The organism is Oceanicola sp. S124, from assembly GCF_000220565.1.
Taxonomy (GTDB): domain Bacteria; phylum Pseudomonadota; class Alphaproteobacteria; order Rhodobacterales; family Rhodobacteraceae; genus Pseudooceanicola.
Genome location: NZ_AFPM01000037.1, coordinates 35,982 through 60,043, shown reverse-complemented (window position 1 = coordinate 60,043; position 24,062 = coordinate 35,982). Strand labels below are relative to the sequence as shown.

15 protein-coding genes are annotated in these 24,062 nt (G+C 68.8%); 10 read left to right on the top strand and 5 right to left on the bottom strand.

The annotated features are described in order from the left end of the window. Positions 1 to 114: 114 nt before the first annotated feature. Both OS124_RS0103400 and OS124_RS0103395 read right to left on the bottom strand, forming a co-directional pair. Entirely contained in the window at positions 115 to 3,477 is a 3,363-nt protein-coding gene (locus tag OS124_RS0103400) for a molybdopterin cofactor-binding domain-containing protein (protein WP_010137925.1), read from the bottom strand. Then, positions 3,474 to 3,968 carry a (2Fe-2S)-binding protein gene (locus OS124_RS0103395; protein WP_010137924.1) on the bottom strand — a complete coding sequence of 165 codons (495 nt, stop codon included), beginning with the start codon at positions 3,966 to 3,968 and terminating at the stop codon, positions 3,474 to 3,476. The genes OS124_RS0103400 and OS124_RS0103395 overlap by 4 nt, the downstream gene beginning before the upstream one ends. A 325-nt stretch (positions 3,969 to 4,293) precedes the next feature. On the opposite strand from OS124_RS0103395, the gene OS124_RS0103390 reads away from it, so the two are divergent. Together OS124_RS0103390 and OS124_RS0103385 are read left to right on the top strand one after the other, a co-directional pair. Beyond that, positions 4,294 to 6,078: an ABC transporter transmembrane domain-containing protein gene (locus OS124_RS0103390; protein ID WP_010137923.1), complete on the top strand. Its 1,785-nt coding sequence runs from the start codon at positions 4,294 to 4,296 to the stop codon at positions 6,076 to 6,078. 237 nt (positions 6,079 to 6,315) lie between these two features. Beyond that, the gene (locus tag OS124_RS0103385; protein ID WP_010137922.1) at positions 6,316 to 8,214 is read left to right on the top strand and encodes an acyl-CoA synthetase; all 1,899 of its coding nucleotides are present in this window, start codon (positions 6,316 to 6,318) and stop codon (positions 8,212 to 8,214) included. 61 nt (positions 8,215 to 8,275) lie between these two features. On the opposite strand, the gene OS124_RS0103380 is transcribed toward OS124_RS0103385, so the two are convergent. From OS124_RS0103380 to katG, 3 genes are all read right to left on the bottom strand, one after another. Continuing rightward, positions 8,276 to 8,923, bottom strand: coding sequence for a response regulator (locus OS124_RS0103380; RefSeq protein WP_010137921.1), 648 nt, complete (start codon positions 8,921 to 8,923; stop codon positions 8,276 to 8,278). Between the two features lie 26 nt (positions 8,924 to 8,949). Beyond that, a complete protein-coding gene (locus OS124_RS0103375; RefSeq protein WP_010137920.1) occupies positions 8,950 to 11,214 on the bottom strand; it encodes a sensor histidine kinase in 2,265 nt (754 codons plus the stop codon). Between the two features lie 499 nt (positions 11,215 to 11,713). Next, a complete protein-coding gene (katG, locus tag OS124_RS0103370) occupies positions 11,714 to 13,888 on the bottom strand; it encodes a catalase/peroxidase HPI (RefSeq protein ID WP_010137919.1) in 2,175 nt (724 codons plus the stop codon). Positions 13,889 to 14,586: 698 nt separating this feature from the next. On the opposite strand from katG, the gene OS124_RS0103365 reads away from it, so the two are divergent. The 8 genes from OS124_RS0103365 (at position 14,587) to OS124_RS0103330 (ending at position 24,061) form a co-directional block, all read left to right on the top strand. Then, positions 14,587 to 16,854: a FepA family TonB-dependent siderophore receptor gene (locus tag OS124_RS0103365; RefSeq protein WP_168161429.1), complete on the top strand. Its 2,268-nt coding sequence runs from the start codon at positions 14,587 to 14,589 to the stop codon at positions 16,852 to 16,854. Between the two features lie 100 nt (positions 16,855 to 16,954). Further along, the gene (locus OS124_RS0103360; RefSeq protein ID WP_010137917.1) at positions 16,955 to 18,301 is read left to right on the top strand and encodes a hypothetical protein; all 1,347 of its coding nucleotides are present in this window, start codon (positions 16,955 to 16,957) and stop codon (positions 18,299 to 18,301) included. Positions 18,302 to 18,375: 74 nt separating this feature from the next. Further along, complete coding sequence (locus OS124_RS23560) at positions 18,376 to 18,933, top strand: TRAP transporter small permease (protein ID WP_010137916.1); 558 nt, start codon at positions 18,376 to 18,378, stop codon at positions 18,931 to 18,933. Continuing rightward, positions 18,933 to 20,210 (top strand): TRAP transporter large permease, encoded by a 1,278-nt coding sequence (locus OS124_RS0103350; protein WP_010137915.1) that lies wholly within the window; start codon positions 18,933 to 18,935, stop codon positions 20,208 to 20,210. The genes OS124_RS23560 and OS124_RS0103350 overlap by 1 nt, the downstream gene beginning before the upstream one ends. Positions 20,211 to 20,221: 11 nt before the next feature. Next, positions 20,222 to 21,202: a TRAP transporter substrate-binding protein gene (locus tag OS124_RS0103345; RefSeq protein WP_010137914.1), complete on the top strand. Its 981-nt coding sequence runs from the start codon at positions 20,222 to 20,224 to the stop codon at positions 21,200 to 21,202. After that, positions 21,199 to 22,209, top strand: a complete 1,011-nt coding sequence (locus OS124_RS25910) for an alpha/beta hydrolase (protein ID WP_138919413.1) — start codon at positions 21,199 to 21,201, stop codon at positions 22,207 to 22,209. The genes OS124_RS0103345 and OS124_RS25910 overlap by 4 nt, the downstream gene beginning before the upstream one ends. After that, the gene (locus OS124_RS0103335; RefSeq protein WP_010137912.1) at positions 22,206 to 23,831 is read left to right on the top strand and encodes a (2,3-dihydroxybenzoyl)adenylate synthase; all 1,626 of its coding nucleotides are present in this window, start codon (positions 22,206 to 22,208) and stop codon (positions 23,829 to 23,831) included. Before OS124_RS25910 ends, OS124_RS0103335 begins: the two co-directional genes overlap by 4 nt. Next, entirely contained in the window at positions 23,828 to 24,061 is a 234-nt protein-coding gene (locus OS124_RS0103330; protein WP_010137910.1) for a phosphopantetheine-binding protein, read from the top strand. Before OS124_RS0103335 ends, OS124_RS0103330 begins: the two co-directional genes overlap by 4 nt. Position 24,062: the final 1 nt, after the last annotated feature.

Sequence of the window (24,062 nt, the reverse complement as noted above, 5' to 3'; positions counted from 1 at the left end):
GATCCTCGCCCAGTCCGACGGGGCGCTGAACCGGGCGCGTGCCGTCAGGGCTGCGAACGATCCGGCCGACGCCACGGATCCCGCAGCGCCGCCCTGCGGAACGCCGCGCGGCTCTCAGTCCCAGGCAGGCAGATCGGGGGCGTAGCGGCCGCGCAGGTAGCGGGCCATTGCGGCGATATCGCTGTCCGACAGTTCGGCGGCAAAGCCCGGCATGTCCCGCAGGGCGGTGCCGTCCGGGGCGCGCAGACCCTCGCGGATGACGGTCTCGACCGTCGTCGCGGCGGGTGCGCGCAGGGCCGGGGCGCGGGACAGCGGCACCTGCGCGGCGCTCAGCATGTCCGCGAAGGCGGGCTCGTGACAGCTGGCGCAGGCGCTTTCGTAGATCCGGTGAATACGGTCCGGCGTCGGCAGGGCCTGGGCCGGCACGGGTGCCGGGTCTCCACTCGCCAGCGAGGCAAGGTAGGTCGCCATGGCGTGCAAGTCCTCTGCGGGCAGTTGCGAGGTGCCCGCGATCACCTCGGCCATCGGCCCGGAGGCGGCCGAGAGCCCGGGCGCGGCGCCGGTCGCAAGGTAGCCCTCGAGTTGTGCGACCGTCCAGCCACGCGCCCCGGCCTCCGGGCCCGCGAGGGCGGGGGCGAACCAGTCGCGGATCGTGGCCCCTGCCAGGGGTCGCGCGGCATCCTCGGCGCCGAGCGCGCCGCGCGGCGTGTGGCAGGCCGAGCAATGGCCGACGGTTTCCACGAGGTAGCGGCCCCGGTTCCAAAGCGCCTCCTGCGTCGGGTCAGGCGTCTGGACCCTGGCTTTCGGAGCCAGCGCATTCCACACCGCCATGGCAGGGCGGGGCACCTGCATCTGTGGGGCGGGTGTCTTTGCAAACACCGGGTCGAGACTTTGCAAATAGGCGTAGAGCGCTGTCAGGTCGGCCTCTTCCATCCCCGCGAAAGAGGTATAGGGGAAGGCCGGGTAGAGGTTGCGCCCGTCCCGGCTGATGCCCTGCCGCATGGCGCGGGCGAAGGCCGGATAGGACCAGCGGCCAAGGCCGGTCTCGGGATCGGGGGTCAGGTTGGTCGAGTAGACCACTCCGAAGGGGGTCTCGATGGGCTTGCCGCCGGCATTCGCGGCACCTCCGGGCGCGGTATGGCAGGACGCGCAGTTGCCCGCCGCGAACACCAGCTTGCCGCGCGCCAGCTCTTCCGCCGTAGCCGAGACCGAGGGTACTAGCGGCGCGATGGGCCGTGCCAAGGGCAGGGAGACGGCGCCGAGGCCGGCGAGGCCCATCAGGCCGATGGCGCCGGCGACCAGCCTTGTCTTCAGCGGTCGACGCGCGGGCGCTGGCAGGGCCGGGGCCCTGGCTGGGATGTCGACGCCCATGGCGGCGCGCATCTTCTCGGGCGTGAAGGGCACCTCGCGCATGCGCACGCCGGTGGCGTGGAAGATCGCATTGGCGATGGCGGCGGCGGCGGGCACGGCGGCGCTTTCGCCGACGCCGAGGGGCGGGTCCCCGGGGCGCGCGACGATCATCGTCTGCACCTCGGGAAGCTGCGGGAAGGTGGTGATCGGATAGTCGGCGAAGCTCTGGTCGCTCACCCGGATCTCGTCGAAGGAGACCTCTTCGGTCAGCACCCGGCTGGCGGTCTGGATCACGTTGCCATGGATCTGCTGGCGCACCCCGTCGGGGTTGATCACCAGCCCCTGGTCCTGGCCGACGAAGACGCGGCTGAGGGTGACCTCTCCGGTCTCGCAATCCACCGCCACGTCCACGACCCAGGCGGCCGAGGCCGCCGCCACGCCGGGGAAGGGGCCATGGACGTATGTGGCGAAGGCGAAGCCCTGGCCATAGGCCATGCGCCCCTCGCGGCGCAGGCGGGGGCCGGATTGCGCCTGCCATCCGGCTTCCTCGGCGGTCTTGCGGACCAGCTCGGCCTGGCGCGGGTCGTCCATCTGGCGCAGGCGGAAGGCCACCGGGTCCTCGCCCGCCGTATGGGCCAGCTCGTCCATGTAGCTTTCATGGGCGAAGGTATTGGGCAGGGCCGAGACACCGCGCAGCCAGGACGCCCGCACGATGGGCGCCATGTCATGGGCCACGATCCTGCGGTTCGGGATGCGGTAGGGCGGCACGGCGGTGCGGTCGCCCATGGTGTCGGGGCGCGGCTCTGGCGAGATCCGGCCCGTCAGCAACAGCGCCAGGTTGGGGCCGCGGTTCGAGGGATACCAGCTGGCGAAGTCATAGGCGTGCAGGTCTCCGGCGCGGGTGCCGCCCCGGATCTCCATCAGCTGGGCCGCGCCCTTGGGTTCCCACAGGCTTTCCTGCGCGCGGGTCAGTTGCACCCGGACCGGGCGGCCACAGGCGCGCGACAAGAGCAGCGCATCGCCAGCGACATCGTCGGCGCAGTTGCGGCCATAGCAGCCGGCGGCCTGGTGGCGGCGGATCTCGATCCGCTCCTCGGGCAGGCCGACCAGCAGCGCAAGGTCGCCGCGCAGCATGTGCGGGTTCTGGGTGCCCGACCAGACCACCGGCGCGCCCGCGTTCCAGTCGGCCACGGCGCACGACGGCCCGATGGAGCCATGCATGTGCCAGGGCCAGACATAGCGGCGGTCCAGCCGGGTTTCGGCCTCGGCCAGCCCCGTGTCGATATCGCCGCTCTCTACCAGCAGGCGCGGGCTCGAGGGCTGCTCCTTCAGCGTCTCGGCCACACGGCCCATGTCGGGCAGGGGGGGCGGCAGGTGCCATGTGACCTTCAGCGCCTCGGCAATCGCGCGGGCCTCTGGCGCAGAGCGGGCCAGCACGGCCAGGAAATCGGCCTCGCGGTGGAGGCCGAGGAAGCCCGGCATATGGGCGACGGAGCCCTCGTCATAGCCCGCCAGCGAGCGCCCGATGAAGTCGCCCGAGTCCCGCCCGTCGTAGGGCGGGCGGATCACGTGGCCGTGGATCATGCCGGGGATGCGAACATCCTGGATGAACTCGTGCTCCCCGCGCAGCTTGGCCTCGAGATCGCGGCGCCCGGCAGGCTGGCCGACGACCCGGTAGAGGGCGGGATCCTTGACCGGCTGGTCCTCGTCCAGCTCGAGCCGCTCGGCATGGTTCTGCAGCAAGGCGCCATAGGGCAGGGACTGGCCCTGCCAGTGGCAGGCGCCGTCGCGGGTCTCGATATCTGCGGCGGGGGCATCAAGACGCAGGGACGCCTGCGCGATCAGCCAGCTGCGCGCCTGAGCGGCGGCAATGCGCAGGGGACGGGCGGCGATCTGGATCGTCTCGGACGCGATGGTCGGGCCCTGGTTCGGCGTCTCGGCAGTGTTGCCGAGGCGGATCGCGACCGCAGAGAGGGGCAGGTCCAGCTCTTCGGCGACGATCTGCGCCAGGGCGATCTCGATCCCGGTGCCAAGGTCCACGTGGCCGTTGTAGCCGGTGGCCCGTCCTTCGAGGTCGAGGGTCAGGAAGAGGTCCGCGCCGCGCGCGACGGAAAGCGCGTGGGTCATGCTGCGCCCCCGTCTTCACGCATCAGCCGGGCGGCTTCGCGGACCGACGCGACGATCTCCAGGTGGGCCCCGCAGCGGCAGAGGTTGTGGCGCAGGGCCGCGCGGATCTCGTCCTCGGAAGGGTCGGCATTGCGGTCGAGCAGCGCGCGGGCGGACATCACCATGCCGTTCAGGCAATAGCCGCACTGGGCGCCTTCGCGCGACAGGAACGCCTGTTGCAGCGGATGCAGGGCGCCGGTTTCGGAATCGGCGAGGCCTTCCAGCGTGGTGACGGAGCGCCCCCGGACCTTCTCGGCCCGCAGGACGCAGGCGCGGGCGGGCGCGCCGTCGACCAGCACCGTGCAGGCGCCGCATTGCGCCAGCCCGCAGCCGTATTTCGGCCCGTTCAGCCCCAGGTCTTCGCGCAGAAGGTCCAGCAGGGAAAGCCCCTCGGACAGGCGGCAGGTCACCGCGCGGCCATTGAGCGTGAGCTCCAGATCGTCTTGCACCATCCCGTCCCCGGACGCCTTGGGGCGCCTCTCTGTGTGCTTGCTTCCGGGCCGGACTGGCCCGAAAAAGTCGCTTGCGCACGAACAATGTCGCGGCCTTGGCAAAAACGCCAGAGAAACTGAGCCACCATTGCCGCGCGATCTCAAGTTTCCCGTCGGACTGTGCAGTGGACGGGCAGCGGGCCAGGGTCACGGGCGCGGCATTTCCGCCCCCCGCCCTGACCCCCGCCTTGACCCCCGGGGACGGGGGCGGCATGAAGCCCTTGGCCCGGCGGCAGTTCCGCACCTCCGGGGAAGATCGAAGGAGCAGCCCTTGGCCCGTAGCCCCGTGACCGACCCCAGCCTGCAGGATCGCGAGACCTCGCGACGTGTCGGCGCCCTGGGGGAACTCTGGCCCTTCCTCAGCCCCTATCGCGGCATGTTGATCGGCGCCCTGCTGGCGCTGGTGCTGACGGCCTCGGTCTCGCTGGTGCTGCCCTTGGCGGTGCGCCGGGTGGTGGACAACTTCGAGGGTGGCTCGGCCGAGCTGCTGAACCAGTATTTCGCCGCCGCCATCGGCATCGCCGCGCTGCTCGCCCTTGGCACGGGGCTGCGCTACACGCTGGTCACCCGGCTGGGCGAGCGGGTGGTGGCCGATATCCGCAAGGCGGTCTTCGGGCGGGTCATCGGCCTCAGCCCGGCCTTCTTCGAGAAGACCATGACCGGCGAGGTGCTCAGCCGGATCACCACCGACACGACGCTGATCCAGTCGGTCATCGGCTCCTCCGTCTCGGTCGCGCTGCGCAATATCCTGATCTTCTTCGGCGGCTTTGTCATGATGCTGCTGACCTCGGCCAAGCTGACCGGGCTGGCGCTGCTGATCGTGCCGCTGGTGGTGGTGCCGATCCTGACCCTGGGCCGACGGCTGCGCAAGCTGAGCCGCGAGAACCAGGACTGGATCGCCGCCTCGTCCGGCAATGCCTCCGAGGCGCTTCTGTCGGTGCAGACCGTGCAGGCCTTCACCCACGAGGGCCAGAGCCGTGCCGCCTTCGACAAGGTGACCGAGGAAAGCTTCCGCTCGGCCATGCGCCGCATCCTGACCCGCGCCGTGCTGACCATGATCGTCATCTTCCTGGTCTTCGCGGGTGTCGTGGGCGTGCTGTGGATCGGGGCCAACGACGTGCGGGCAGGCGAGATGTCCACCGGCGGGCTGGTGCAGTTCGTCATCTACGCGGTGATGGTCGCCGGCTCGGTCGCCGCCCTGTCGGAAATCTGGTCCGAGCTGCAACGCGCAGCCGGGGCAACGGAGCGGCTGGTGGAGCTGCTGCAGGTCGAGGATGCGGTGAAGGATCCCGCTCAGCCGGTGCCGCCGGCCGATCCCGCACGCGGAGAGATCACCTTCGAGGGGGTCTCGTTCTTCTATCCCTCGCGCCCCGGAACGGCCGCGCTGGACCAGGTCGATCTGACCATCCGCCCGGGCGAGACGGTCGCCGTGGTCGGCCCCTCGGGGGCGGGCAAGTCGACGCTGATCCAGCTGATCCTACGCTTCTTCGACCCTGACGCGGGCCGGGTGCTGCTGGACGGGGTCGACCTGCGCGACATGACCCGTGCCGACTTCCGCCGCTCGATTGCCCTCGTGCCGCAGGATCCGGTGATCTTCGCCGCTTCGGCGCGCGAGAACATCCGCTTCGGCTGGCCCGGCGCCAGTGACGAAGAGGTGCTGGACGCTGCCCGCGCCGCTGCCGCCGAAAGCTTCATCGAGGCTCTTCCGGAAGGCTTCGACAGCCCCGTGGGCGAGCGCGGCGTCATGCTGTCGGGCGGTCAGAAGCAGCGCATCGCCATTGCCCGCGCCATCCTGCGCGACGCCCCGGTGCTGCTGCTGGACGAGGCGACCTCGGCGCTGGACGCCGAAAGCGAACGCCTGGTGCAGGGCGCCATCGAGACCGTGTCCCAGGGGCGCACCACGCTGATCATCGCGCACCGGCTGGCGACGGTGAAACAGGCCGACCGCATCATCGTCATGGAAGAGGGGCGCATCGTCGCCCAGGGACGCCATGACGCACTGGTGGCCGAGGGCGGACTTTACGCCCGGCTGGCGCGTCTGCAATTCACCGACGGTTCCGGGCCCGCCTGAGCGGCATCGCGCGGCCCTGCCTCTTGCCGCGCGCCGTCCCTCGGGTGTCCCGCCCTGCCGTGGGACGCCGCCGATGACCTGTTTCACATTCGGTCTTGTTTTTTCTCCTGCCGTGATAGGCTCTTGGATACGCTGCGTTCTGGGAGGTCAACGCAGCGTCATGCTTGCCTTCGGGCAGGTCTCGGAAAATCTAGCGTGGAGCGCAGGGAGGCGCGCAAGCAGATGGGAGGAGAGAAGATGAGCTTCGGCGGCGTGGCGGATGCCAAGCGGATTACCGAGGAAATGCCCTGGGAAGCCCGGGACGTTCCGACAACTGTCTACCAGATGGTGGCGCGTACGGCGGCCAGCTATCCCGACAGCAAGGCGGTCAGCTACCAGCTTGAATCCGGCCCGCGCGATCCGGCCCAGACCCTGACCTGGAAGCAGCTTCACGATCAGATCGGCCAGGCGGCGAACCTCTTCCGCTCGCTCGGTATCGGCGAAAGCGACGTGGTCGCGCTGGTCATGCCCAATGCGCTGGAAACGGTGGTGGCGACACTGGGCGGCATGACCGCCGGCATCGTCAACCCGATCAACCCGCTGCTCGAACCCGAGCAGATCGCGGCCATCCTGCGCGAGACCGGGGCCAGGGTCGTGGTCACCCTGCGGGCCTTCCCCAAGACCGACGTGGCGCAGAAGGTGGCCGAGGCGGTGCGCCATGCTCCGGGCGTGCATACCGTGCTGGAAGTCGACCTGAACCGCTATCTCGGCCCGCCGAAATCCTGGCTGGTGCCGCTGATCCGGCCGAAGATGCCGGGCAAGCACCACGCGGACGTGAAGAGCTTCACCCAGGAGATGGCGAAGCATCCCGCGAAGCTGACCTTTGCCGACAGCGAGACCGACCGCATCGGCGCCTATTTCCATACCGGCGGTACCACGGGCATGCCGAAGGTGGCCCGCCACCTGCATTCCGGGCTGGTCTACAACGGCTGGATCGGCGCCACGCTGCTGTTCAGCGAAGAGGACAGCATCATGTGCCCTCTGCCGCTGTTCCATGTCTTCGCAAGCCACGTCATGCTGATGGGGGCCTGCATGTCGGGCGCCCACGTGGTCTTCCCGACCCCGGCGGGCTATCGCGGCGACGGTGTCTTCGACAACTTCTGGAAACTCTGCGAACGCTGGAAGACCACCTTCATAGTCGCCGTGCCGACGGCGATCTCGGCGCTGATGCAGCGCCCGGTGAATGCCGATGTCTCGACGGTGAAGCTGTGCTTCTCGGGCTCGGCACCGCTGCCGGTGGAGCTGTTCAAGCGCTTCGAGGCCGCCGCCGGTCTGAAGGTGCTGGAAGGCTACGGGCTGACCGAGGCGACCTGCCTCGTCTCCTGCAACCCTGACCAGGGCGAGCGCAAGAACGGTTCGGTCGGGGTGCCTTTCCCCTATACGGATGTCCGCATCCTGGACAATTCGCACGGCGAGCCGCGGGAATGCGCCGTCGACGAGGTGGGCGAGATCTGCGTGGCCAATCCCGGTGTCTACGCCGGCTCGACCTATACCGAAGAGGCCAAGAACCGCGACCTGTTCCATTACGACCGCTACCTGCGGACGGGCGACCTTGGCCGGCTGGATGCCGATGGCTACCTGTTCATCACCGGGCGGGCCAAGGATCTGATCATCCGCGGCGGCCACAACATCGACCCGGCCGAGATCGAGGAAGCCCTGCTGGCCCATTCCGCCGTCGCCTTCGCAGGGGCCATCGGCCAGCCCGATCCGCGCGCCGGCGAACTGCCCTGCGCCTATGTCGAGCTGGTCGCCGGGGCAGAGGTCTCTCCTGAGGAGCTGCTGACCCATTGCAAGGTCCATGTGCACGAACGTGCCGCGATCCCGAAGTACATCGAAGTGCTGGACGAACTGCCCAAGACCGCCGTCGGCAAGGTCTTCAAGCCCGCCCTGCGCAAGACTGCCATCGCCCGGGTCTTCAATGAGGCCCTGTCCGAGGCCGCAATCCCCGCCGAGGTGACCTCGGTCGTGGATGACAAGAAGCGTGGCCTGACCGCCCTGATCACCCGGCGCGGCGATGTCGACGAGGTGGCGCTGAAAACCCTGCTGGGCAATTTCGCCACCCCCTGGGACTGGGCCGAGGTGGTCGAGCCGGCCTGAGCCCGCGACACTGAAGACACCTACTCGCCCCGGTCAGCCCGCGCTGGCCGGGGTCTTTCGTTCAGCGGTCCTCGCGCTGCGGTGCCAGGCCCATGCGGGTGGCGTGCCAGGCGGCCTCGGCGCGGGACGAGATGCCCAGCTTGCGGTAGATCGTCTTGATGTAGCCGGCCACCGTGGTCTCGGCGATCTCGAGGTTCTGCGCCACCTCGGCGTTGCGCAGGCCCCGCGCGATCAGCGCCAGCACGTCGCTTTCGCGGGGCGTCAGCCGGGCAGCGCTGTCCACCGGGCCGGTATTGCGGAAATGGGTCATGATGCGCCGGGCGATCACCGGCGAAAGCGCCGGGATGCCATGGCTGATCTGGCGCAGCTGACTGGCCAGCAGCTCGGCCGGGTGGTCTTTCAGCAGGTAGCCCTGCGCCCCGGCCGCCAGCGCGGCCACCACGTTGGCATCGTCGGCCGAGACGGTGGCGATCACGCAGGTTGCCTCGGGATGGCTCTGGCGCAGCTCGGCCAGCAGGTCCAGCCCGGTGCCATCGGGCAGCGAGAGGTCGATCAGCGCAAGGTCCGGGGCCTCTCGTCGCAGCGCCTCGCGACCGGCGCGCAGGCTTCCGGCCTCGGTCACCTCGATGCCGGGAAAGGCCTCGCGGGCGATGGCGCAAAGCCAGCTGCGGGTCTCGGGCACGTCTTCCAGCACTAGGGCACGTCGCATCTCGGCGGGCCTCCTTCCTACGTCGTTCATTCTGCGGCCCGGGTCCTGGGTGTCCGGTGCAGGGGCTGCGTCCCCGCAGGGTGGCCTGCGGCCTCGCAGGGCAGCGAGGCCTCGATCAGCACGCCGCCCTCGGGGCTGACGCCGATCTGCATCTCTCCGCCCAGCTTTTCAACCCGCGATCTCATGTTGCCCAGCCCGTGGCCCCAGCCTTCGGGGCCGGTTCCGGTGATGGCGAACTGGGTCGCGACCGCGGGTGGCAGGCCGCTGCCGTCATCGGCGACAGAGACCAGGATGCGGGCGTCATCGGTGCCGATCCGGACTCGCACGAGGTGGCAACCGGCATGGCGGCGGGCATTGTTGACCGCCTCGCGCAGCAACGAGCGCAGGGCATGGGCCAGAGGGTTCGGCAGCCGGATCGCCGGGCCGGGCGCGGCGGGCCAGTCCAGCGCGATGCCGTTCGCCGCCAGCAGTTCGGCCAGGTCGTGACGCAGCTCTGCAAGGATCTCGGCCAGGTCCTGCTCGGGCGTGTCGTCCCCATCCTCGATGATGCGGCGCAGATCGGCCAGGGTCTCACGGACCAGCTCGTTCTTGCGCTCGGGGCGGTCGCTGTGCAGCGCTCCCAGCAGGTGCACCGAGATATTGTCGTGGATGTCGCGCGCGATGCGGGCCCGCTCTTCCGTCGCTCCGGCGCGGTAGGCACGACGGCCCTCCAGCAGCTGGCCGAGGATGGTGCAGACCTCTTCCGCCCGCCCAAGGTCCGCGCCGGAGAACAGGCGGCGGCCATCGTCGCGCCAGCGCAGCCGATAGGCGGGCAGGGGGGGCACGGCAGGCACCAGCAGCGCGATGCCCTCTTCGTCCAGCAGGGGCATTTCCGGGCCGGGAAAGGGCAGGGGATCAATGGCGAGGGGGCCGAACTCCCGGGCCAGAAGATTTTCCCAGCGGCGGCGGCGGCAGGAGTCATCCCGGGCGAAGGCGACCTCGTCGGCGGCGCGCACCAGGGCCGAGATCGGCTGGCTGCGGCGGCGCCGGCTGCGCAGCGCCTGGCCCGCGGCATCGCGCAGCGGCAGGTAGATCACCGCCACGAGGAACAGCGACAGCCCGAGCGCGGGCAGGCGATCAAGCGAGAGCAGCAGGATCAACGTGGCATCCACTGCCAGCAGAAGTACCGCGCCCGAAATGTAGAACAGCGTATGGTAGGCGAAGCGCTCGACGTCGAAGAGACGGAACCGCAGCACCGACAGCGCCAGCCCGAGGTAGAGCACGCCGAGCAGGGCGAAGGCATAGCCCTGGGACATCGCCTCGGGCAGGCCCAGAAGTCCGGGCAGGCTGCGGGTCAGGACGAAGCCGCCGGCGCCGATCCCGGTCGAGATCCCCACGATCCAGAGCGCGGCGCGGGCCGGCAGGTCGTCCCGGGTGGCACGGATCTGGAGCAGGGCACAGAGCAGGGTCGCGGCGGCGATCGTCACCGTCGGCAACTGGTAGCCGATGGCGTTCGACGGCATCAGCCCGGCGTGGTTGGCAAGGGTCCAGAAGGGGATCGCGCCGAGCAGCACGAGGGTCATCCAGCGCGGGGCGATGCGGCGCGGGTAGCACAGGAACAGGCCGAGGATCCCGGCTCCGAGGATCAGCGCGCCGAGCTGGTTGGCGCCGCTCAGCCAGACCCAGGCGGTTTCGGGCAGCGCCAGCTCGCGGGTGCTGTAGATGGCGGCGGAGGTGGCTGCCATTTGCAGCCCGATGCCCATGGTCAGCAGCATGAGCTGCGGCATGCGGGTCGGATGCAGGGCCCAGACCCATCCGCCCAGCCCCAGCCCAAGCAGTCCGCTGAGGATCTGGACCCAGAACACCGGCGGCAGGGTCGCGAGATCGCGACCGGGCTCGGGGCGCAGGCTGCGGCGCAGCTCGTGGCCATCCGGCAGGACGAGGTGCAGGACGACCCGCGGCGCATGCAGGATATGCCAGAGCGTCTGCTGCTCTTCGCGAAACAGCGAGATGGCGGCGAAGTCGGCAAGGGTGTCGGGCTCTTCGACAAGGGTCTGCGGTCCCAGGGCGACGGTGCCGCGGTCGGTGGCGCTGATCGCCCTGAGGCGGCTGCCTTCGAACAGGGCGCCCTCGGTGAGCCAGTCGCGTTCGATCAGCAGTCCGGGGGCCTGCGCCGCGCGCTGTTCGGGGATCGCAAGCCGCAGGCCAAGCTGTGGCGTCTGCAGCGCCGCGAGGATGGCGGCGACCGCTATGAAGAGGCTGAGAAGACCGACTGCGAGGGTCAGCAGAACCGGCGTGGCGTACCTGTACATGAAAACTCCCGGCCCGGACCCCGGGCGCCGAACCACGAAAGCGCAACTGCCGCGGCTTGTCACCCCCCGGAGCGGTCGGGCGGGGGCCGGGCTGTGGTCGCAGTGCGTCATCCCCCGTTCGGGGGGCTGACCGGGGCGGGCTTCGGGGGAATGATCGGGGCAGGTACGGAATCGCCCGTCATTTCACGGACCGGACCTGAACACGTCTTTGGGGAAGCAGCTTCATGCAGTTGGTGACGAACCCTGCGACGCCTTGCGCCGCACGTCCGCCAGGGCCTGTCCGCAGGCCGATGCCGCCGACCCTTTCGCAATCCGGTGCCAGAGTGGCGATACGGCCAGTTCCATCCCGACAGTAGGCAAACGGCCGTCGCGGCCCGGATTTTTCAGCACCAAGACATTTTTATAGAAGTGCCGGGAGCCGTTCCCCAAAACGGCTCCCGGTAATATTTTGCGCCCCCGGGTTGGGGAGGCCCGGCCCCTCATCGGGGCCGGAGCGGGATCAGGCCAGGTCGAAGCGGTCGGCGTTCATCACCTTGACCCAGGCCGCGACGAAATCGCGGGCGAACTTCTCGGTCGCATCGTCCTGGGCATAGACCTCGGCGTAGGCACGCAGCACCGAGTTCGAGCCGAAGACCAGGTCGACGCGGGTGGCGGTCCATTTTACGGCGCCGGTCTTGCGGTCGCGGATCTCGTAGACACCCTTGCCGCTGGGAACCCAGGAGTTGGCCATGTCGGTCAGGTTGACGAAGAAGTCCGTGGTCAGGGCACCTTCGCGGTCGGTGAAGATACCATGCTTGGTGCCACCGTGGTTGGTGCCGATTGCCCGCATGCCGCCGATCAGGACAGTCATCTCGGCTGCGGTCAGGCCCAGAAGCTGGGCCCGGTCCAGCAGCATCTCTTCGGAAGAGACCACGTAGTCCGCCTTCTGGTAGTTGCGGAAGCCATCTGCCAGCGGCTCGAGCGCGTCGAAGCTGTCGGCATCGGTCTGCTCGGCGGTGGCATCGCCACGGCCCGGCGCGAAGGGCACCGAGAGATCCATGCCGGCCTCTTTTGCGGCCAGTTCGACACCGACATTGCCGGCCAGAACGATGGTGTCGGCCAGCGAGGCCCCGGCTGCTGCGGCCAGCGGTTCGAGAACCGACAGCACCTTTGCCAGGCGCTCGGGCTCGTTGCCGTCCCAGTCCTTCTGCGGGGCCAGGCGGATGCGGGCACCATTGGCACCGCCGCGCTTGTCCGAACCACGGAAGGTGCGGGCGCTGTCCCAGGCGGTCGAGACCATCTCGGAGACGCTCAGGCCCGAGGCCGCGATCTTCGCCTTCAGGTGGCCGATGTCGTACTGGGTCTCACCGGCGGGGATCGGGTCCTGCCAGATCAGGTCCTCGGCGGGCACATCCGGGCCGAGATAGCAGGCCTTGGGGCCCATGTCGCGGTGGGTCAGCTTGAACCAGGCGCGGGCGAAGGTTTCCGAGAAGTACTCGGGATCGGCCATGAACTTCTGGCAGATCGCGTTGTAGGTCGGGTCGACCTTCATCGCCATGTCCGCATCGGTCATCATCGGCATGCACTTGATCGACGGGTCTTCCACGTCGACGGGCATGTCTTCTTCCTTGATGTCGATGGGGGCCCACTGCCAGGCGCCTGCGGGCGACTTCACCAGTTCCCACTCGTAGCCGAAGAGCAGCTCGAACCAGCCCATGTCCCACTGGGTGGGGTTCTTGGTCCAGGCGCCCTCGATGCCCGACACCACGGTGTCACGGCCGATGCCGCGGCCTTTGGTGTTCATCCAGCCCATGCCCTGGGCTTCCAGGTCGGCGGCTTCGGGATCTGCCGAGAGGTCATCCGCGTTGCCGTTGCCGTGCGACTTGCCGATGGTGTGGCCACCGGCGGTCAGGGCCGCGGTTTCCTCGTCGTTCATGGCCATGCGGGCGAAGGTCTCGCGCACCTGGGCGGCGGTCTTCATCGGATCGGGCTGGCCGTTGACGCCTTCCGGGTTGACGTAGATCAGCCCCATCTGGACGGCGGCCAGCGGGTTTTCCATCGTGTCGGGCTTGGTCACGTCTTCGTAGCGATTGTCCGACGGCGCCAGCCATTCCTTCTCGGCGCCCCAGTAGACGTCCTTTTCCGGGTGCCAGATGTCTTCACGACCGAAGGCGAAGCCGAAGGTCTTCAGGCCGGCCTTTTCATAGGCGATGGTGCCGGCGAGGATCATCAGGTCGGCCCAGGAGATCTTGTTGCCGTACTTCTTCTTGATCGGCCAGAGCAGGCGACGGCCCTTGTCGGTGTTGACGTTGTCCGGCCAGGAGTTCAGCGGTGCGAACCGCTGGTTGCCCGTGCCCGCACCACCCCGGCCATCGGCCAGGCGGTAGGAGCCGGCGGCATGCCAAGCCACACGCGCGAACATGCCGACGTAGGAACCCCAGTCGGCGGGCCACCAGTCCTGGCTGTCGGTCATAAGGGCGCGCAGGTCGTCCTTCAGCGCCTTCACGTCCAGCTTCTTCAGCTCTTCGCGGTAGTTGAAATCAGGCCCCAGAGGGTTCGTCTTGGTGTCGTGCTGGTGCAGGATGTCCAGGTTCAGCGCGTTCGGCCACCAGTCGGTCACCGTCGTGCCGAGCTTGGTTTGTCCACCGTGCATCACCGGGCATTTGCCGGCAGAGCTCACGTCATTTCCATCCATTGGTCTTCTCCGGGTTAGGCTGCGAATCTCGTTGCTGGGTCGGGCCTGCGGCCTGCCGCCCTTCGCAAGAAGGGCGCAGGCGAGAGGGCGTGGCCCGATCCCTCCTCCTCATCTGAGCCAACCGATACCAGCGGCCAGCAATAACTTACAATTGAATTTATAAAAGTTCTAAATAGGATTTGATTATAGCTTGAGGGGTCTGTGCCTCTGCTGCCTCTATCGCACGCCTGTCGCGACAGGCCGGGCAGCCGGGCCGAGAGCCCGCGACCCGGCCAGCCGTTGGCAGCGAGGAGACCCCTGCCGGGGCGACTCACCTGCCCGGGGATCTGAGGGGCAGGGCGGCGCCAGCACGCGTCATGAAGATTGGTTATGGACGCCGATAACCCAGGGTTATCCGGCACGTCCTTCTGTGGCGCGGGGGACACGCCGCGGTCAGTTGTCAGAGTTAACTGACAAATTTTATCGGGATTGCTTGTCCTCCCCCTGGTCGCGTGCAAGCAAGCGCGCAATCCATCCCGCGGCTATGTTCAGGGGCAGCCGCATACGGGCTCGCGCGCCGCAAGGCGCTCGGCCGGACCACCGGGATGGGGACCACACGCGGCCACTCCGGCCGCCTTGCCGCCAGCAGGCCCCAGCCTTGCCAGCCGAAAATCAGTCCATGGAGATAATCGGCTATGAATGGCGTAAAGCGTCTTATGATGACGTCTGCCCTGCTGGTCGCGACAAGCGGCGCAGCCTGGGCACAGAGCGAAGCGGAGACCGGGCTTGCGCTCTATCTGAGCGGCGACGAAGAGATCCTGATCGTGGACGGGGACGAGACCTACACGCTCGATACGATCCAGGTGCGCAGCTACGAGGATGAGGTGCTGCAGGGGCTTGGCACCTCGACCATAGGCGCGCAGGAGATCTCGGAGCAGCCGGTCACCAACGACATCAGCGAGATCGTCCGCAAGATGCCGGGCGTCAACCTTACCGGCGCCTCGGCCTCGGGCCAACGCGGCAACCAGCGCCAGATCGACATCCGCGGCATGGGCCCGGAAAACACCCTGATCCTGATCGACGGCAAGCCGGTGCTGTCGCGCAACTCGGTCAAGATGGGCCGCGCCGGCGAGCGCGACACCCGCGGCGATTCCAACTGGGTTCCCGCCGAGATGATCGAGCGCATCGAGGTCATTCGCGGCCCGGCGGCTGCGCGCTACGGCTCGGGCGCGGCGGGCGGCGTGGTGAACATCATCACCAAGGCCCCGCAGGAAGATACCTTCACCGTCTCGGCCCAGTACGACACCCCCGAGAGCGACCTGGAAGGGGATACCCGGCGGCTGAACGTCCTCTGGGCGAAGCCCCTGTCCGAGACCCTGACCTTCCAGCTGACCGGCAACTACAACAAGACCGACGGCGACAGCGCGGACCGCAACGCCGAGGCCGCGGCCGATGAAACCTGCTACAGCAACGGCGCCGAAACCCCCTGCCGCGTCTACGCAGGCAGCGAGGGCGTGGTCAACAAGGACGTCAAGATGCAGCTCCGGTGGGAGCCGGATGACTTCAACCGCATCGATTTCGACTTCGGCTATTCGCGTCAGGGCAACATCTTCGCCAACGACTCCCAGCTGGGCGGATCCAACGACTACACGACCTCGCTGGTCGGCACGGAAACCAACGTGATGCAGCGCAGCACCGCGGCGCTGACCCACTATGGCAGCTACGGCTGGGGCGAGAGCTTCAGCTACATCCAGTACGAGCACACCGACAACTGGCGTCTTGGCGAGGGTGCCTCGGGGGGCGGCGAAGGCCAGATCAACGAGAACATGGAGCCGACCACGACGCTGCTCGACAACGTCACGGCCAAGACCGAGTTCGACATCTGGGGAGAGCTTCTGGGGCGTCCGGTGACCTATACCCTCGGCGGAGAGCTGCGCTACGAGCGGATCGACGATCAGGGCAGCATCGATGCGCGCGGCGACATCGACTTCGACTATGGCGATACGGTCAGCGATGCATCTCAGCGTGATCCGATCTTGACCCAGACCAATCTGGCCTATTACGGCGAAGCGAACTGGATGGCGACGGACCGTCTCGACATCGCGGCCAGTGCCCGCCTGGACTGGGCGGATACCTTCGGCAGCAATATCTCGGGCGGGATCAATGCCTCGTACCAGATCAATGATGCCTGGACTGCCAAGTTCGGTGCCGCGCGTGCCTTCAAGGCACCCAACGTCTACCAGCTGAGCCCGAACTACATCTACACTACGCGCGGCAACGGCTGCCCCGAGGGCGTGACCGGGCCCTGCTACGTACTGGGCAATTCTGATCTCGAAGCCGAAACCTCGATGAACTACGAGCTGGGTCTTGCCTATTCCGGTGCCAATGGCTTCGAAGCGGCGATCACGGCCTTCTACAACAACTACCGCAACAAGATTCAGGCAGGCACTGAGGTGGCAGGCGTGATCCCAGGCGCTTGCGAGGTTAACGGCAATATCCGTGATTGCCAGATCTTCCAGTGGGAGAACATCCCCGAAGCCGTGGTCGGCGGCGTGGAGGGCAGCTTCACCGCGCCGCTCTCCGAGACCCTCGCGCTCAGCACCAATTTCACCTGGATGCCGATCTCGGAAAACAAGTCGACCGGCAACCGTCTCAGCCTGGTGCCCGACTACACGATCAACGCTTCGCTGGAATGGCAGGTGAATGACCGCTGGACCGTCATCCCGGCGCTGACCCACTACGGGCGTACCCAGGCGGCGGAATACTCGGTCACCACCGGCGATCCGGTCGATGCCAAGGACCTGCGCGATGTCGATCCCTACACCATCGTCAACGTCTCGACCCGCTACGAGACCCAAAGCGGGCTGGTGATCACCGGTGGCGTGACCAACCTCTTCGACACTTCGGTCGACCGCACCGGCTTCGGTGCCGAGACCTACAACGAGCCGGGCCGGGCCTACTACGTCGGCCTCAGCAAGACCTTCTGAGCCTGTGGCGGGCCGCGTCCCGGCGGCCCGTCCCCTGGCGAGGGGTTTCCCCCGCCTGTTCCCAGTGTCCCCTCGAGGACCGAACTATCGGAGTTTTTCCATGGCTTCTCTTTCCCGCGCTGCTGTGACGGCGCTGATCCTGTCCTTGCCGGGGGCCGCGATGGCTCAGGTTTTCGATACGCCCGCACCCTTCGACGCCAATGTCAGCCTCTCCGGGCCTGACCGTGGTGCGGTCGTGCCCGGCGCCACCGTTTCGGTTTCTGGCCAGGGCTTCGTTGCCGGCCAGGACGTCCGCCTGCTGCGCGGCGCCGAGGTGCTGACCACCCTGACCGCCGATGGCGAGGGCGCGATTGCCTGGTCCTTCGAGCTGCCCGCCGATGCGGCGCTTGGCCTGCATCCCATCGTGGTGCAGACCGAGGGCCCCGACAGCGCCTCGGTGGTCGAGCTGAAGGTCTCGCCCGATCTCGCGCTGACCGGCGCCGAGGCCTACGACGAGAAGACGGCCCAGTTCGCCCGCGGCCTCTACCAGGTGGCGCATAGCGCGGCCAATGGCACGATCTTCACCGCGTCGGCCGTCGGCCGCCCGCCGGTCGAGGTCAGCCAGATCACCAAGCTGGACGCCGACACCCTCGAGGTGCTGGCCGAGGTGACCCCCGATGATGCCTCGCGCGGTGTCTTCGCCGTCTACGGCATCGCGGTCGACGACGCCCATGGCAACGTCTGGACCACCAACACCCGGCAAAACACCGTCGCGGTCTATGCCCAGGACGACCTGTCGCTGGTCAAGCAGTTCCCGGAAGACACCGTCGGCCATCCGCGCGACGTGGTGATCGACAGCGCCAACAACCGCGCCTATGTCTCGACCTCCTTCACCGGCGAGATCGTCGTCTTCGACACCGAGACCCTCGACGCGGTCGAGCCGCTGAACGTCGGCTCTGACGTGCGCCGCGGCACCTTCGGTGCCATGGCGCTGGAGCTGGACGCACAGAACGGCCAGCTTTACACCGTGTCCCGCTCGACCCCCGAGGTGGCCCGCATCGACCTCGCCACGGGCGAGATCACCCTGCTGGCCGCGCCGATCATCAGCGGCACCGGCGTCACCGTCGACCCCGCCACCGGCACGATCTACGTCGCCGGCGGCCAGAGCGACAATGTCGTCGGCCTCAGCGCCGAGGGCGAGGTGCTCTTCGACTCCAAGGTGGGCAGCTTCCCGCTGAACCTCGCCTTCGATGCGCTCAACGGCCAGGTCTTCTCGTCCAACCGCATGTCGGGCACGCTGACCGCGCTCAATGGCCAGACCGGCGAGGTTGAAGCGGTGCTGAACGGCGGCACCTTCCCGAACTACCTCGACGTGCTGGAAGACGGCACGGTGCTGGCGGTGAACAAGTCGCGCGGCGAGGAAGATCCCGAGGGCGACATCCTGCGCGCCATCACGCCGAAGCAATAGGCCGCGGCCCGTTGCCGAAAGACGGGCAGGGGGCCCGTGACAGCCCCCTGCCCGTGACCAGATGAGCTGAACTGATGAGTGACCTCGGGATGCCCCCGCCGGATCGGTCCCTTCCGGACCGGATCGACCGCTTCGTCTTCAGGACGGAGCTCTGCGTCGCGACATGCCTTGTCGCGGCGCTGCTCTGCGTCGTGGCGCTCGGCGCGCTGGCGCGGGGCCTCGGCATGCCGCTGATCTGGACGGACGAGGCGGCCGCACTGCTGATGGCTTCGGCGACCTTCCCCGCCGCCTCGGCGCTGATCGCCAGCCGCGAGCATGTCGAGATCCCGCTGCTGGCAGGGATGCTGCCGCCCCGGGCTGCCCGCGTCGCGGCCATCCTCTCGGACCTCGCCCTGCTGGCGGTGCTGCTGGCGCTGTCGGTGCTGGTCTGGCGCTGGTTCGCGCCGCTTGATCTGCTGACGCCGATGCTTGGGGCCGAGCCGCCGATGTTCCCCAACTTCCTCTACTCCGAGCCGACGGCGACCCTGGGCCTGCGCCGGCTCTGGTTCTGGCTGGCGCTGCCGCTCTTCTGCCTCGGCGCCTGCCTGCATGTGCTGACCCGGCTGATCCGGCTGGCGCAGGGGGCGCGCTGATGCTCAGCCTGCTGCTCTTTGTCCTGCTGCTGCTGCTCGGCGTGCCGGTGGCCTTCGCCATCCTCGGTGGCGCCTTCGTGCAGATCGCCTCCAGCGGCGAGCTGGCGCTGCTTGGTGACGCCCCGGCGCAGATCTTCGCCGGAGTGGACAGCTACGGGCTGCTGGCGCTGCCGGTCTTCCTCGTCCTCGGCGAGCTGATGAGCGTCAGCGGCGCCGCCGACAGGCTGCTGGCGCTGATGGTGTTGTGGTTCGGGCGGCTGCGTGGCGGGCTGGCGCAGGTCACCCTGCTGGCCAATGCCGGGCTGGCGGCGGTCATGGGCTCTTCGGTGGCACAGATCACCCTGATGGCCCGGCTGGCGGTGCCCGCGCTGAGCCGCGCGGGCTACCCGGCCGAGCGCGCCACCGCCCTCGTCGCGGCAGGGGGGATGCTGGCGCCGGTGATCCCACCCTCGATGATGCTGATCGTCTTCGGCGTGCTGGCGCAGGTGCCGGTCGGCCATCTGTTCGTCGCCGGGGTGGTGCCGGGCCTGTTGATGCTGGGCGCGATGATGGTGCTGACCGCCCGCAGCGCGCCCCCCGCCACCGCGCCCGATCAGCTGGCCGCGCTGGTGCCCCATGGGCCCGTGCGCACCCTGGCCGAGGCTTTGCCCGCCGCGCTGATCCCCGCCGCGATGATCGGCGCCATCGCCACCGGCCTTGCGACTGCGGTCGAGGCCGGGATCTTCGGCATCCTTGCCGTGCTGGTGGTCGGCGGACTGGTCTATCGCAGCCTCTCGCCGCGCCAGTTGCCCGGCGTGCTGCTGGCGGCGACGAAATCCGCCGCCATGGTGCTGATGCTGATCGCCGCCGCCTCGCTCTGGGGCTGGATCGCCGCATGGGAGAACCTGCCGGGCCGCATGGCCGAAACGCTGCTGGCGCTGACCTCGGATCCGCTGGTCTTCCTGCTGCTGCTGAACCTCGGCCTGCTGCTGGCGGGCATGGTGCTGGATCCGATGCCGGCGCTGATCCTGGTGGTGCCGGTGTTCCTGCCCGTCGCTCAGCAGAGCTACGGCATCGACCCGGTGCAGTTCGGCATCGTCACCTGCGTCAACCTGACCATGGGCCTGCTGACGCCTCCCGTCGGCACCGGGCTGTTCACCGCCGCCCGCCTCGGAGGCGTGGCTCCGGGTCGGCTGGTGCGCTGCCTTGCCCCCTATCTCGCCTGCACCCTCGCGGTGCTGGTGCTTCTCATCCTCGTGCCGGAGCTGACCACCGGCGCGGTCTCGCTGATCTTCTGAAAGGATACGACATGACGTGCTCTTCCGGGTTCCGGGCGCTTGCCCTTCCTGCCGGCCTGCTGGCCCTGCTGGCCGGCACCGATCCCGCCCAGGCGCGGGACTACCGGCTGGGGCTGATCACCCCGCCGTCGCACCAGTGGACCCTGACCGCCGAAGAGATCGCCGCCACCCTGGCCGAGCGCACCGAGGGGCGGGTCAACATCCTGGTCATGGCCGGCGGCCAGCTGGGCAACGAAGCGCGGATGCTGCAACAGCTCCAGTCCGGTTCGCTGGATTTCGGCATGTTCACCGTCGGCGAATTCGCCAACCGCAATCCCGATTACGGCATCTTCCTCGCGCCCTTCATCGCGCCCGACGCCAAGGCGGCGCGGGAGCTGCTGTCGGGCGAGGTGGCCGGTCAGCTTCTGGACGGCTTCACCGACTTCGGCCTGCACGGGCTGGCCTGGGGCATGGCCGGCCTGCGCCAGATCGCCCTGGCCGAGCCCGCCGCGACGGTCGCCGACCTGGCCGGGCAGAAGATCCGCACCGTGCCGCTGGCGCCCGAGCTGGACTTCTGGCGCCTGCTGGGCGCGGCGCCGACACCGATGCCGCTGCCCGAGCTCTACAGCGCCTTCGCCAATGGCCAGGTCAGCGGCATGCAGATCGACTTTGAAGGCACCTGGAATGCGGGCTACTACAGGCATGCCGGGCAGGTGATCCGGTCCGATCACATGATGTTCCCGATGGCCGCCGTGGCCTCGGGACGCAGCTGGCTGGGCATCGACGCCGCCGACCGTGCGGTGATCGACGAGGTCTTCGCCGAGGCCGTGGATGCCATGGTGGTGCGCTACGGCGAGATCGACGCCACCTACCTGGCCGAGATCGAGGCCGCCGGCGTCCCGGTGCAGCAGGTCGACGAGGCCTGGTTCGGTGCGGCGGGCCCGCAGTGGTACGAAAGCTGGCGCGACAAGGCGCCCATGCTCTCGGCGCTGGAAGCCGAGGCAGGCCGGTGAGGCGGCGAACCGTCGTCTCGGGCTTGGCAGCATCGCTGGGGATGGCGGGGCTGCCACTGCGGCTGCAGGCCAAGCCGAAACAGCAGATGGAGGTGTCGACGGTGCTGGAGACAGGATCGCAGTTCTACCACAGCGCCGAGCTGCGCCTGCCCTTCGCGCTCTCCGGTGCAGGCGGTGCGGGGGGCACAGGCGGAGGTGAAGGCGCAGGCGGGGGGGCTGGCGCCGATGGCATGGCCGATCACCTGATCCGCATCGCCTGGCCGCGCGGGCCGGTGCCCAAGGGCGGCTTTGCCGCGCTGCACCTGATGGATGGCCATGCCGTCGCCGCCCAGCTGGACGAGGCGCTGCTGGAACGGCTTGCGGCCGCAGGCGGCCCGGCGATCATCGCCCATGGTCACGACCGGGACGAGCGTTTCGCCACCCGCGAGCGCGCCCTTGCCTACACGCCCCCCGGTCCCGACGGAGAGCCGGTCACCGATCCGCGTGGCCGTGCCGGTGGTGGCGCGGCGCAGTACCTCGACCGGCTCGCGGCCGAGATCCTGCCGCAGGTCGAGGCCATCGCGCCGCTCGACCCGGCGCGGCGACTGCTCTGGGGGCATTCCTTCGGCGGGCTGCTGGTGCTCGAGGCGGCGCTGTTCCGCGGGGCGCCCTTTGCCCGTTTCGTCGCCGCCAGCCCCTCGCTCTGGTGGCAGGAGGGGGCCTATTTCCACCGCTGCCTCGCGCGGATCGCGGCGGGTGGCCCGGCGCTCTTGCCTCGGCTCGACCTGCATTCCGGCAGTGCCGAGCGCCAGCGCGCCAGCCGCCCCGCCGCCGAGGATGCGCAACGGCTGGTGCGGATGCGCGACGCGCTGCCCGAAGATGCGCTGGATCAGCTCGCGGCCGCGTTGCGTGGTGTCGGCATCCCCGGCGAGCGGCGTCTCTATGACGGTGCCAGCCATGGTGAAACCTTTGTCCGCTCGCTTCAGGATGTGCTGACGGGCGACCTGCTGGCAGGAGGGCTGCAATGAACCCCGTGACCCAGACCTGGCCCGATGACTTCGCCGCACGCTACCGTGCCGAGGGTCTCTGGACCGGTGAGACCTTTCCCGCGATGCTGCGCGACCGCGCCGCCCGCTTTGCCGGCCGTACCGCCGTCAGCGGCCCCGGCGCGCGCTGGAACTACGCCGAGCTGCTGGAGCGCGCCGAGGCCCTGGCCCGTGGCCTGCTGGCCCGCGGCCTCACGCCGGGCGACCGGGTGCTGGTGCAGATGTCCAATGTGCCCGAGTACCTCTCGGCCACCTTCGGCCTGTTCCTTGCCGGGCTGCTGCCGGTCTTCGCGCTGCCGGCGCACCGCCGTGTCGAGCTGGAACACCTTGCCCGCGGCGCACAGGTCCGCGCCATCCTGACCGAGCGGCGCATCGCCGGACATGATCATGCCGCCATGGCCGAGGCGCTGGCCGCCGATCTGCCCGACCTTGCCCATGTGCTGATCTGCGAGACCGGCGGTGGCGAGGGGCTGGCCGCGCTGTCCTCCGGTGCGGCAGAGCTGCCCGCCGATCCCGATCCGCAGGCGGTGGCCTTCCTGCAGATCTCGGGCGGCAGCACGGGGCTGTCCAAGCTGATCCCGCGCACCCATGATGACTATCTCTACTCGGTGCGCGAAAGCGCCGTGATCTCGGGCCTCTCGCCGGCCTCTGTCTACCTGACGGTGCTGCCGGTCTCGCATAACTTCACCATGAGTTCACCGGGGGTTCTGGGCGTGCTGCACGCGGGCGGACATGTGGTCATGGCCCCCGATCCGCGCCCCGAGACCGGTTTCCGGCTGATCGCCGAAGAGGGGGTGACCATCACCGCCCTCGTGCCGCCGCTGGCGCTGAAGTGGATCGAGACCGCCGAGAGGCTGCGCCCCGAGATCGGATCGCTCGAGGTGTTGCTGGTCGGCGGGGCGAAGTTCCTGCCCGAGGCCGCGCGCCGTGTCCGCCCGGTGCTGGGCTGCACCCTGCAGCAGGTCTTCGGCATGGCCGAGGGGCTGGTCAACTACACCCGGCTGGATGACCCCGAAGAGGTGATCGTGACCACCCAGGGTCGGCCGATCTCGGCGCTGGACGAGGTGCGGGTGGTCGATGACCTCGACGGCGACGTGCCCGAGGGCGCGCCGGGCAACCTGCTGACCCGTGGCCCCTACACGATCCGCGCCTATCATGACGCGCCCGAGGCCAATGCCCGCAGCTTCACCGAGGACGGCTTCTATCGCACCGGCGACGTGGTGCGGCGGCTGCCTTCGGGCCACCTAGAGGTGCAGGGGCGCGCCACCGACCACATCAACCGCGCCGGAGAGAAGATCTCGGCCGAAGAGGTCGAGGACCATCTGCTGGCCCACCCCGAGGTGCTGGACGCCGTCGTGGTCTCGATCCCCGACAGCCAGCTTGGCGAGCGGATCTGCGCCTTCGTCCTGCCGGGCGAAGGGCAGGCACCGCGCCCGGCCGAGCTGCGCCGGTTCATCCGGGGGCGGCAGATCGCGGCCTTCAAGATCCCCGACGAGATCCGGCTGGTCGAAAGCCTTGGCACCACTGCCGTCGGCAAGATCAACCGCCGCGCCCTGCGGGCCGCGCTGCGCAAGAGCTACATGGACGAAGAGGAACAGGCATGACCCTGACCAAGGACAGGATGCGCGCCGATATCGCGCAGATCGCGGGGCTTCAGCTGGACGAGGTCACCGATCGCGACGACCTGCGCGATCTCGGCGTGGACTCCATGCAGACCATGGACCTTGCCTCGCTGTGGGAAGAACAGGTCGCCGGGTTGGACTATACCGAGCTGTTCGACGGCACGACGCTGGATGACTGGTGGGCGGTGGTCGACCGCCTGCAGGGCGCCTGAG